Origin of the sequence: Acinetobacter sp. AOR41_HL (genome assembly GCF_027854645.1) — a bacterium.
GTDB classification, from domain to species: Bacteria; Pseudomonadota; Gammaproteobacteria; order Pseudomonadales; family Moraxellaceae; genus Acinetobacter; species Acinetobacter nosocomialis.
In genome coordinates, this window is sequence record NZ_JAKTHZ010000033.1 from 13,750 (window position 1) to 24,603 (window position 10,854).

General features: G+C 37.1%; 12 protein-coding genes. 5 read left to right on the forward strand and 7 right to left on the reverse strand.

All coding sequences use genetic code 11. The features are described 5' to 3' along the window. Nucleotides 1-34 precede the first annotated feature (34 nt). Complete coding sequence (locus tag MKL35_RS13090; protein WP_016654076.1) at nt 35-934, reverse strand: LysR family transcriptional regulator; 900 nt, start codon at nt 932-934, stop codon at nt 35-37. 109 nt (nt 935-1,043) lie between these two features. Here MKL35_RS13090 and MKL35_RS13095 point away from each other — a divergent pair, with 109 nt between their 5' ends. The 3 genes from MKL35_RS13095 (at nt 1,044) to MKL35_RS13105 (ending at nt 3,877) form a co-directional block, all read left to right on the forward strand. Then, nucleotides 1,044-1,967: an alpha/beta hydrolase gene (locus MKL35_RS13095; RefSeq protein WP_171073634.1), complete on the forward strand. Its 924-nt coding sequence runs from the start codon at nt 1,044-1,046 to the stop codon at nt 1,965-1,967. Between the two features lie 88 nt (nt 1,968-2,055). Further along, a complete protein-coding gene (locus tag MKL35_RS13100) occupies nt 2,056-2,814 on the forward strand; it encodes an SDR family NAD(P)-dependent oxidoreductase (RefSeq protein ID WP_106479827.1) in 759 nt (252 codons plus the stop codon). Between the two features lie 22 nt (nt 2,815-2,836). Next, nucleotides 2,837-3,877: an NAD(P)-dependent alcohol dehydrogenase gene (locus MKL35_RS13105; RefSeq protein WP_032010436.1), complete on the forward strand. Its 1,041-nt coding sequence runs from the start codon at nt 2,837-2,839 to the stop codon at nt 3,875-3,877. Between the two features lie 179 nt (nt 3,878-4,056). Here MKL35_RS13105 and MKL35_RS13110 read toward each other — a convergent pair whose 3' ends face one another. The 3 genes from MKL35_RS13110 to MKL35_RS13120 form a co-directional block, all read right to left on the reverse strand. After that, on the reverse strand, nt 4,057-4,575 hold the full coding sequence (locus tag MKL35_RS13110; protein WP_032010438.1) for a GNAT family N-acetyltransferase: 519 nt from the start codon (nt 4,573-4,575) through the stop codon (nt 4,057-4,059). A gap of 96 nt (nt 4,576-4,671) precedes the next feature. After that, a complete protein-coding gene (locus tag MKL35_RS13115) occupies nt 4,672-5,169 on the reverse strand; it encodes a type II toxin-antitoxin system VapC family toxin (RefSeq protein WP_032010440.1) in 498 nt (165 codons plus the stop codon). Then, the gene (locus MKL35_RS13120) at nt 5,166-5,984 is read right to left on the reverse strand and encodes a hypothetical protein (RefSeq protein ID WP_032010442.1); all 819 of its coding nucleotides are present in this window, start codon (nt 5,982-5,984) and stop codon (nt 5,166-5,168) included. The genes MKL35_RS13115 and MKL35_RS13120 overlap by 4 nt, the downstream gene beginning before the upstream one ends. Nucleotides 5,985-6,294: 310 nt before the next feature. Here MKL35_RS13120 and MKL35_RS13125 point away from each other — a divergent pair, with 310 nt between their 5' ends. Then, nucleotides 6,295-7,068: a hypothetical protein gene (locus MKL35_RS13125; protein WP_119689168.1), complete on the forward strand. Its 774-nt coding sequence runs from the start codon at nt 6,295-6,297 to the stop codon at nt 7,066-7,068. A gap of 139 nt (nt 7,069-7,207) precedes the next feature. Here the strand turns inward: MKL35_RS13125 and MKL35_RS13130 are convergent, their stop codons facing one another. After that, nucleotides 7,208-7,756, reverse strand: coding sequence for a TetR/AcrR family transcriptional regulator (locus MKL35_RS13130; RefSeq protein WP_119689169.1), 549 nt, complete (start codon nt 7,754-7,756; stop codon nt 7,208-7,210). 812 nt (nt 7,757-8,568) lie between these two features. Between MKL35_RS13130 and MKL35_RS13135 the strand changes: the two genes are divergently transcribed. After that, nucleotides 8,569-9,009 (forward strand): HD domain-containing protein, encoded by a 441-nt coding sequence (locus MKL35_RS13135; RefSeq protein ID WP_032010447.1) that lies wholly within the window; start codon nt 8,569-8,571, stop codon nt 9,007-9,009. Nucleotides 9,010-9,044: 35 nt separating this feature from the next. On the opposite strand, the gene MKL35_RS13140 is transcribed toward MKL35_RS13135, so the two are convergent. Both MKL35_RS13140 and surE read right to left on the reverse strand, forming a co-directional pair. Next, nucleotides 9,045-9,689 (reverse strand): hypothetical protein, encoded by a 645-nt coding sequence (locus MKL35_RS13140; protein WP_032010449.1) that lies wholly within the window; start codon nt 9,687-9,689, stop codon nt 9,045-9,047. Nucleotides 9,690-9,700: 11 nt separating this feature from the next. Continuing rightward, nucleotides 9,701-10,672, reverse strand: a complete 972-nt coding sequence (gene surE, locus MKL35_RS13145) for a 5'/3'-nucleotidase SurE (protein WP_081404403.1) — start codon at nt 10,670-10,672, stop codon at nt 9,701-9,703. Nucleotides 10,673-10,854: the final 182 nt, after the last annotated feature.

Below are 10,854 nucleotides of genomic sequence, written 5' to 3' on the forward strand. Positions count from 1 at the left end.
TGATTGCGCTTAAGAAGATCAATCTGATTAAGCGCTATGCCTTATTAAAATTTTCTTTTAATGCATTGATTAAGATATTTAATAAAGGCGCTTGCTCACGTCTATGCGGATAATACAGGTGATACGGTTCATAGCTATGTCGCCAGTCCTTTAGTGTTTCTTCCAGTTCACCACTTTCAATATAAGGCTGAACCATATCAATAGGTAGATAAGCGATTCCTACTCCACTTCTTACTGCTTGAAGTACTGGAGATAAGGTTGTAAAAACAATTTTAGCGTTAACGTTAACACTCTGCGTTTTATTTCCCTTGGTAAATTGCCAACGATAAAGTTCGCCATGTGTGGGTAACCTTAAATTGATACATTGATGTTCAACTAAATCTTTTGGCTGCTTAGGATGGCCGTAACGTTCTAAATATTCTTTGGTAGCCACTGTCAGCATTTGTATAGGATCACTAATTTGTAAAGCGATCATATCCTTAGAAACCAAACCGCCTCTTCGAAGCCCTGCATCAAAACGACCATCTACAATATCGACCAGACCATAATCAGAGGTAATTTCGACTGAAATTTTTGGAAATTGTTGTATGACTTTTTCAACGGCGGGCCATAAAACAGTTTGAATTCCATATTCATCGGCACTAATACGTAATGTTCCTGCCGGATCATTTTTTAAAGCACTAAGCTGATTCATGCCATGTTCTATTTCTTCGATGGCAGGTTGAATCAAGCTGAGCAGATATTCACCTGCTTCTGTGGGGGCAACACTTCTGGTGGTTCGTGATAATAGCTTTATACCAATTCGGTCCTCTAAATTACGGAGTGTTTGGCTAATGGCTGATTGTGAAGTTCTGAGTTTTGCAGCCGCACGAGTGAAGCTTCGCTCCTGTGCAACCACAATAAATGTATGCAAATCATTCAGATTTTCTTTCATTATTTATAAGTATTCAATATAAGTGCTATCTCATTATAGTGGATTATCATAATGAATCACTAGGGGTATATTGGTTTCATCGAGATAGTTCTTCTCTTGGAGAAAAATGATGAAAACTGTAACTTTTAAAAATAAAGATATTGATGTTTCTGCAACTATACGTTTTCCAAAAGATTTTGATGAAAACAAAAAATATGCAGCGATTGTATGCGCTCACCCAATTAGTAGCTGTAAAGAACAAATTGCCGGTGCAATCTATGGTGAAAAACTCACTGAAGCTGGGTTTATTACTTTAGCATTTGATGCATCTTATCAAGGTGCTAGTGGTGGTGAACCTCGTTTTCTTGAAGACCCTGCAACACGTGTAGAAGATTTCCGCTGTGCAGCCGACTATTTAACAACGCTTGCTTATGTTGATGAAAACCGTATTGGTGTATTAGGCGTATGTGGTGGCGGTGGTTATGCTGTTAATGCTGCTATGACTGAACGCCGTTTTAAAGCAGTCGCAACTGTAGTTGCAGCAAACTATGGTCGTTTAATGCGTGAAGGTGATCAAACACCTGAAGCTGCCATTAAAACTTTAGAAGCCATTGCAGCACAGCGTACTGCGGAAGCTCGTGGTGCCGAACCGTTTATTACCCAGTACATTCCAAACTCACAACAAGAGCGTGAGCAAGCTGGCATTCATGATATTGATATTAAAGAAGCTGTAGATTACTACAAAACCCCGCGCGGTCAGGCAGAAGGTTCACCAAATAAACTTCGCTTTTCAGGCTTAGCGGCTGCTGTTGGGTTTGATGCGTTTCATTTGGCAGACCACCTACTCACCCAACCCTTACAAATTGTGATTGGTGGAGTTCCGGGAGGCTTCGGCTCATATCGTGACGGTTATGAGCTATATAGCAAAGCGGCTTCTAAAGATAAAAACCTCTTTGTGGTTAAAGATGCAAGCCATTATGACTTATATGATCAACCTGAACCTGTTGCTCAAGCCTTAGAAAAAATTATTCCATTTTTTCAAAAACATCTTTAATTCATAAATTGGAAAGTTTCTCAAGCAGGGAAACTTTCCACTCCCTTCACCTCGTGTTTCACCCTCTCTTTATAAGCTGAATATATCTATGAAAACTGTTCTTATCACTGGTGCCAGCTCGGGTATCGGTAAAGCGCTGAGCTATAAATTTGCGGCTGAAGGTTTTAATTTAATTATTGTTGCCCGCCGCGTTGAGGCACTTGAGCAAATCAAACAAGATATTGAATCAAAATATCCTGCCATTAAAGTTTATGTTGAAACTGCCGACTTAAGTAAAGATGGCAGTGCAAAACAACTTTATGAAAAGCTAAATTCTTTCCAGATTGATGTTCTCATTAACAATGCAGGCTTTGGTGATTATGGCTTTCCATGGGATGTTAATCTCGAAAAAGCCAACGATATGATCAACCTGAATATTAAGGCTTTAACGGATTTATCTTTGCTGTATGTAAAAGATTATGCAGACAAAGATTCAACCTTAATCAATACCGCTTCCATTGGTGGATACGCCCAATTTGATATTGCAGTTATCTATTGCGCCACCAAGTTTTATGTGGCTTCGTTTACCGAAGGTCTAGCTTTAGCTATGCAGACTCAGGGCAAAAAAATGCGAGTTAAAGTCTTGGCACCGGGTGCAACGGCAACCGAATTTGTAGGCCAAGCTTCTGTTAATGGCGGCATAGATGGCGACCATCTATTTAGTCCAGAAGCATTTATTAGCGCCGAACAATTAGCGGATTATGCCTACCAACTGTATCAAAGCGACAAAGTGGTTGGCATTGTCAATGAGCAAAATGGCTTCGATCTCAAAGATCTTATTTACCCTCGAGTAGTTCTTGGCTCATAAATTCAAAAGTTGAGATTTAAAGATGAAAACTTATGGCTATGCGGCTGTAGAGCAAGGTACGCCTCTCGTGCCATTTACATTTGAACGTCGCGAATCAAATGGCGATGATGTGACAATCGAGATTTTATATTCAGGCGTCTGCCACTCAGATTTGCACATGGCAAAAAACGACTGGGGACGCACGGTCTACCCGTTGGTTCCCGGTCATGAAATTGTTGGCAAAGTAATTGCCATTGGTCGAGATGTGACCAAGTTTAAAATTGGTGACCATGTTGCCGTGGGAACTTTTATTGATAGTTGTATGGCGTGCGATCAATGTCAAAAAGGTGAAGAGCACATGTGCCGTGAAATCCTGACCGAAACCTACAATGGTCAGGACCGTGTCACAGGTGAAAATACCTATGGTGGATATGCCAAACATATTGTCGTGAAAGAGCATTTTGTCCTAAGCATTCCGGACCGTTTAGATATTTCGCGTGCAGCACCTTTACTATGTGCAGGCATTACTACCTACTCTCCTCTACGTACTTGGAATGTTGGCCCCGGTACTCGTGTAGGCATTATCGGGCTTGGTGGTTTGGGTCATATGGCCGTAAAACTTGCTGTAGGCTTAGGTGCAGATGTCACAGTACTTAGCCGTTCAAAAAGTAAAGAAACAGATGCTTTGCAATTGGGTGCACATCATTTGTTAGATACTTCAGATGAGGCTGCTATGCAGCAAGCATTGAATGGCTTTGATGTGATTTTGGATACAGTACCAGTAAAACATGATATTAACCCTTATATTCCATTATTAGATATTGATGGAACTTTTGTGGTGGTTGGACAATTAGGGTTACTTGACGAGCCGTTTACTGTTCCAATGATTATGGGCCGCCGTCGAATTGCAGGTTCTATGATTGGCGGGATTGCTGAAACTCAGGAAATGTTGAATTTCTGCGCCCGTCAAAATATTTTACCTGACTGTGAAATGATTCGTATGGATCAAATTAATGAGGCATTTGAACGACTAGAACGTTCGGACGTGCGCTATCGTTTTGTCATTGATATGAGCCCCTTATAAACTCAAATACGTTCTGACTAAATTTTCTAGTTGAGAGTTGTTTCCTTTCTAAAATCAGCGCAAAAGATTGAAGATAATACCCCTCTCAGCTAGAAATTTTTAACTGAATATTTATTTGAAAAGACTTTGAATATAAAAATTAAGTGATCAATGAGTTGCTCTATAGATACTTATAGCAACTAAACAAGCTGCTTATAATAAATGGCTGTGCCGTCATAGTTCCCGTTTGAGCTTAATGCGAAACTTGGAATTACACCTACACGAACAAATCCAATTTTGCTATATAAAAGTTCGGACACATCGCCTTCACGTGTATCTAAAACAAGTAATCGCAAGCCCTTTTCTCGTGCAAAATTTTCTAGTTCATTCATTAGTAATGTTGCTATTCCTTGTTTTCTTGCTGTTGTCAGAACCATAAGTTTTTCAACCTCGGCTCTATGTACACCGTTCTTTTTACTTACTAAAGATAATTGAACACTACCTATAATTTTTCCTTCTTGACTGGCAATCCATAGGCGGCTATTACCTTGTGGTAATTTATGGTTGACCTCACACCAATAATTCACGACTTCGTTCTTTTCTATAGGAGCTAGGAAACCTATAGAAGCTCCGCTATTGATAGAATCTTCTAACAATAATGATAGGCCTTCTTCATAATCGCCAGTTTCTTTTATTTCTAAAATTTCAATATTTTTCATATTTCTTCTCTAAGTAAAATGAAGTTTGTCTTGAATATTTACTTTTATAAGAAAAAACTCAAATGCATCAAATTTATTATTTTGTCTTTTGATAAGCTACTGCACTATATTACTTTGCGCTACTTCTGCCCCAACCATCTGTTCTAAATAATTATTATCAGCATAATCAAAAACTGAAATTGATAAGTCTAATGCATCAATAATAGTTTTAATCCCTCTATCACAAGTCACAATCATTTTTGCATTATTCGCAAGTGCAATGCCTAAAATCTGAATATCTACCTTTACTTTCTGATGAGGATTTTGAGATCTTTGATTCTTAGGTAGCTTTTTATAATCTTTATAGATACGTGCCGCTATTAAAGCTGCTTTAGCATCAAAATCCAGATTTTTAAATTTAGAATTTGGACTTAGAAGCATACTACTTCTAGATTCATTTTCATCACCAGCAATGAACTCTGCTATTGCAGGCATCGGCAAAGCCAGTGTCAAACGTTCACATTGCTTAAGATAAGCAACCAGATTTAAATACTCAGCACTGGCCTTGTCAGCAGTCAGTAATGTTATTAACGCATTAGTATCTAAGATGATCAATCCTGACGCTCCTTCAGCCACTCGGCAATAGGATCATCAAATTTAGACCAATTAGATGCCCCCTGTGCTCTAAAACTATCAATCCATTGATCAAGACCCATATCTTCAATCACAGTAAATTTAGTAATCGAGTATTTCTTGAGTTTTAGTTGATAAGTGTTAGTTTTCGATGAATATGACGCTATGCCTTCAAATCTTAAGCATTTGTTAGTATTAAAGTATGGATGTAATTCTTCTAATAATTTATGAGAACATTCTGCGGGGATTTCATCACCGTTATTTAAAATAATAGTGATGTGATCTGAATTATCTTTACCCTTTTGCAATCGAGTTAAGTACCCATCTATTGATTCGTCTTGAGTGAAGTTTTCTTCATAATCAAGTTCAGGGACAGAATATAGAATTTGAGATGGTTCATATGGCTGATTTTCTTTCAAATGTCCATTCGAAATTTCAGCATTATGGAAACCATACTTACTTAATTCTTTCTGTATTCGAGTAACCTGTTTACGCTTTAATGCTGTGTCCTTAAGAACATTAGCCATAGCTATAGCTTTACAATCACGAGGAACTGTTACTGCTATAGTTGTCGAACCTTCTTTAATGGTTTTGAAGCTAGCTTGTTTGACACCCACGATTTGACCAAGTGCAGACAATAGATTGGCAACACTCGATATTTCTAGATCATGAAGATGTCCGTCATGGATTTTTAAGACGAAGTCAAGATTATCATCTAGTTCTTGATGAACTGATGAATCCTCGAGGTCAAGTCTTTCTTGAGTAGGCTTTCTACCCTTTTTATCCAATTTTGTCATTTTCGGTTATCTAAAAACACCTTGCTTATAGTATGTTCAAAGTAATAAACAAATGAAAGCAAACTTAATAAATTAATTACTCCTCGTTTTAGGACTAATATTATAATTTGTCAACCAAAATATTTGACTATTTCAAAGGCTTGTGAACTAAAAATGTTTCTATAATCAGATTTGAGGTGGCGTCTTCTCTATTGGCAGTTTGAGCCATTCGATGAGTAGGGATAAATTGAGTAGAAATCCCTTTCGTTAGGATGAATTATTAATAATAAATGATTAATATATAATTATTTTAATATCACATAAAATCCCAATGAAAGAACCTTTAAAATCCAATGAATCCAATTTAAGTCAAACACTGATTTTGGATGTGAATAAAGTAAAATCTCCAATCGAATTAAAAGTAGATCAAATTACTGATTACGGTGCTTTGACTTTTACCCTTATAATTTCTGCAATTATCTCAGCAATTACAGCATTTGTAACTATTCACCTAGTTACAAAATCTAACAATCAATTAATAGAAAGTCAAAAAGATCAAAATGAAAGACAATTAATTAAGCAAGAGGAATTTTTAGCTCGACAAATTGAAAGCCAAGAAAATCAAAAAAATAAAGAGTTAAATACTCACTCAAAACAGATATGGATCGATAAGCTGAGAGAGTCAGCAGCACAATTTTTGTATAATACAGGTAGAGTAGTTATACAGGCTTTATCCACGGTTAATGCTTATAATACGTATAAACAAGGTCAAAACACTTATGCAGAGGTTAATAAAAACTTCGATGAAACAAATACAATTGTCAGAAATCTAGAAATAGCTGCAATTTCGATTGATCTAAGTTTAGAGGGCAATAATCCAATTGACGATGAAATTAAAAAACTTTTAACAGAAATTGTTAATCATATAAAGGTTCTAAATTCAACAGTTTTGGATAATTTTACAGAAAAGAGAAACTTTCAGGTAATAGACTATTCAACTCTAAAAACACTTCCCGAAGTCGATAAAATCTATGAGTTAGAAATAAAACTTAAAAAGAAATTTATTGAACTATTTAAAGAAAAAAGAAATTTTTTAAATGAATAATTATTAATTTAATTTTTCATAAAATTGCAAGGAATATGAAAAGTAAAATGAGCTGTGCATCTTGTTAGCCGAATGCACAGATACAAAAGGTATAATACTTATAGGTGGTTGAGGTAACCTACTCAAAATTATTTCTTTCTCACCCCATCCCCCTCAAAAACACCTCAACCACTCTCCCATCAACTTCATCTGAACTTAAACGCTGAATGACGGCGCCTTCGATCATATATAGAAAGAGTTTGGCATCGTTAAAAGAAGCATCGGGGTTAAGTGCTCTAAGCTGGCTATATATTTCGTTGGTGAGCCATGTTCTATATCTCACGGCGGTTGTATATGCGTTTGGGTAGGTATTTTTCGTTTCAAAAATGGCTTTAAACAATAGGTAATACAGCCCGTCTATGTCTGCGTGTAAGTTATAGAGCTTTTTGAGTTTATCGACTGCGCTTGTGTCGTGGTCGTATTCGAGCATAGTGACTACTTTTTCTTGAAGTCGTTCTTTTTGCACAATCAAGCAGATTTCAATAAAGCGTTCTTTAGATTGAAAGTAGTTATAAAACGTCATTTTTGGTATTTCCGACTCTTTCACAAGTCTGTCGACACCCACGATATGAAACCCGTTGTAATGGAAAAGTTCAATTGATTTATTTACGACTTTTAATGCACGTGTTGGGAGAACTAAATTTGGCATATTTTTACCGTTATAAATTAAATTTTTGTTGTATATAAATGAGATATAAAAGCCTTCCACTTTTCTAAAGGTGAAAAAAAGGCGTAGCAAAGCCATAAAGACTGTGCCTAGCACATCTCAAGTTTTAGTTGTTGATGAAAGTTTTAAGTAATAACGAGCTAAAGCCTGAAAAAGCCTTACGGCGATCAAGCTGCGTTAAATGTTTTAAGCTGTATTGTTATAGCTTTTGGCAATGGGTGCCAAGAAATGATGGATGCGCAAAGCTAACTCCTTATATATGGAGTTCTGCCAGAGCATAAAATTTATGGTGGCAGAACGAAAGAGGGTTAGCAGACTGGTTAAGACATCCAGCACACCCGAAGGTGTCCCTCTCCCGTCCTACCGCTACGGGAAAGAGACGAGAGGTACACATAGAACTATCCCTCAGAAGGAATAAATTCTGATGCGGTCTTAAAAACGGTCTGCTAAAACCGACTGGCAATGTAGGCCAGCCCGCAAATGGTAATCTTCAATATTTGAAGTGTCAATGTGAAATTGGCTAGAAAATATTTAAATAATTATTATTTTTCATTTAATTACATAATTAAGGATATTCTTAAGTAATATTTACAATCTGCTTTTATATCATTAAGTTAAATTTTAAAGTTGCAAAAAGTTAAGGTCGGGTTTTGTTCTTATCAAACAAGAATGAATAAACAAAAATGAGCAATTACTCTTATGCCTAACTTAGGTATCCAGTATAAAATTATGACTTAAGCGCCCCATTTCACCCATTAGGCTGCGTTATATCTTTAAAGTAATAAGAGCAAAAAATGACTCAAAATAAAGTTGAATTAGCAGAGAAATTGTCAAAAGAATCTCATCAAGGTCAAAAGTATGGTCCTCATGATTACTTTGATTACCATATTAAAGGTGTGGTCAACTCATTAATTGAGCATCAATTTTCAGAAGTCTATATTATTACCGCTCTTCTCCACGATAGCGTTGAAGACACGCCTCTTACCCTAGAAAAAATCGAAAGCTTATTTGGAAAAGAAGTCCGTGATGCAGTAGATGCATTAACTAAACGAGAAAGTGAAACACGCGAAGAATATTTAATTCGTTGTGGTTTGAACCCGATCGCTCGAGTCGTAAAACTTCATGATGCAGCTTTTAATGCGCATAATTCACATAAAGAAAATAATCAGTCACGTGTCGATTATTACCTTCAAACCATGTTAATTGTTTCAACGGCGCAAGATAGGTTGAGATAAAAGACAACGAAATGAATCCGTTGTCTTTTTTATTTTTAAGATTGTGCAAATGCCCAAATGTCTTTTGATGCAACCGCGTCAGATACAAGTCTAAAACTCATAGGCTCTAAATCTTCATCTACCACAACATAACCTTTTGAGTTATTTTTTAGCGCATCACACTTGTTATCAGTAAGTTGATAGTTTGCCGTATTGGCTAATGCACTTTCAGTAATCACACCCATAAACACACAATTCGAATCTTTCGAGACAATTTTACCTTGTGCATTCACCTCGGCATTTACCGTCGTTCCATCTGGAAACGATAAATCGTAGGTGCCGACCAATTGATTAAGCAAAAGTTTTTGATCAGCAATTTTTTCATAATGTGCTAATTCGACTGTCATCACTTGATTAGACTGGTTGCTCTTCCAAGTCTTATTTTTGGCATCGTAGCTCATCACAATCTTGGCACGGTTTTCGTCATCATCTAAAACCAATAATTTAGTTCCATCTGCGCCAGAATAGTATTTACCCGCCATAGGTAACTCTTCATCAGTTTCGGTACTAATAATATAAGTACCGACATCTAAGCTCGGCGCTAGTGCAGGTTTTTCAGTCGAGACTTGGTCATCATGATCATTGTCATTACAAGCTGCCAATCCAAACCCAAGGAGTAAAACCAATAAACAACGTTTCATGGTCTTTCTCCTTACTTGTTAAATAAGCTTTTTAAACGGATTTTAAGCCATTCTTGACCTGCTGGTCTTTGATCATAAGCCACTTGCATGGCAGTCACGGCAATTTTACTTTGCATTACAGCGCTTTCATCCGACATTTGCGCGGCTGTTGGAGCAGATGGTGCCGCGTCTATTCCAAGGCCATATTGGTTATTGCCTTTACTATCTTTGGTCACTTGGAACTTCAATTTATATAAGTCATACGTCCCAATTTTTGAAAAAGCAAACGGCGTGCTGGTTGTTAAATTTTTAGGGAAATTCACATTAAGGGTAATGCCTTTTGGCAACAACGGGCCCTTACCCGCCTTAGCTTGTAATTCTTTTAATAACACTACGGTTTGCTTTGCCACAATTGCAGAGTTAGGGTTGTTTAAAGTTTTGTCATCTACCGTGTTGGTATCGGCGCTTAATGCAATAGATGGAATGCCACGGCCTGCCGAAAACTGTACATTGCCAATGGTGCCAGAGTGTACAACGACTTTTCCGACATTTAGGCCTTCATTTGGGCCAGATAAAACTAAGTCCGGTGCTTTACCCCAATGCTTTGGCGCAACCACGTCTAGTCCATAAACGGTTGCCATGACTGGTGTACCATGCGTGTAATTCCAGTCGCCATTGGTATAGCCCGCTTTGGTAAAGGTTCCAGCCGCAGGTGCGCCAATCGGTGCTGCACCATTGTGACAACCGTTTTCAGCCGTAATTTGCTTATCATTATCTGCGTTAATCGTCGTTGAGCTGTACATGACAATTGCACCACCACGACCACTTTGTGGTGAACAAGGTACAGACACAAGCACGTTATGACCATTTGCTTTTAATTCATCATAGAGTGCTTTGATATTGCTGGTTAGACCGTCATCATTAACCAATAAAATATTTAATGCAAAAGCTTGAGTCGTACACAAAGACAGAATAAGGCCGCCCAATAAACTTTTTTTCATCACTTAACTACCATGTTCTTAAATTTTGATTTGTATAGTAGTTGCCCTATATGTAGGTTTAGTGACTAATCACTCGTAAAAATCCAAATATTTTTCCATTAAAATTAAATAATTATATTATAAGTTCTTGCTATATTTCTTTTTATCAACTAATTATCAGCCTCATTGTTCATGTTAAAAATGAC

What these genes read in the sequence shown, in the direction of transcription:
- MKL35_RS13090 (WP_016654076.1), bottom strand. Translation starts at nt 934, where the DNA reads ATGAAAGAAAATCTGAATGATTTGCATACATTTATTGTGGTTGCACAG.
- MKL35_RS13095 (WP_171073634.1), top strand. Translation starts at nt 1,044, where the DNA reads ATGAAAACTGTAACTTTTAAAAATAAAGATATTGATGTTTCTGCAACT.
- MKL35_RS13100 (WP_106479827.1), top strand. Translation starts at nt 2,056, where the DNA reads ATGAAAACTGTTCTTATCACTGGTGCCAGCTCGGGTATCGGTAAAGCG.
- MKL35_RS13105 (WP_032010436.1), top strand. Translation starts at nt 2,837, where the DNA reads ATGAAAACTTATGGCTATGCGGCTGTAGAGCAAGGTACGCCTCTCGTG.
- MKL35_RS13110 (WP_032010438.1), bottom strand. Translation starts at nt 4,575, where the DNA reads ATGAAAAATATTGAAATTTTAGAAATAAAAGAAACTGGCGATTATGAA.
- MKL35_RS13120 (WP_032010442.1), bottom strand. Translation starts at nt 5,984, where the DNA reads ATGACAAAATTGGATAAAAAGGGTAGAAAGCCTACTCAAGAAAGACTT.
- MKL35_RS13125 (WP_119689168.1), top strand. Translation starts at nt 6,295, where the DNA reads ATGAAAGAACCTTTAAAATCCAATGAATCCAATTTAAGTCAAACACTG.
- MKL35_RS13130 (WP_119689169.1), bottom strand. Translation starts at nt 7,756, where the DNA reads ATGCCAAATTTAGTTCTCCCAACACGTGCATTAAAAGTCGTAAATAAA.
- MKL35_RS13135 (WP_032010447.1), top strand. Translation starts at nt 8,569, where the DNA reads ATGACTCAAAATAAAGTTGAATTAGCAGAGAAATTGTCAAAAGAATCT.
- MKL35_RS13140 (WP_032010449.1), bottom strand. Translation starts at nt 9,689, where the DNA reads ATGAAACGTTGTTTATTGGTTTTACTCCTTGGGTTTGGATTGGCAGCT.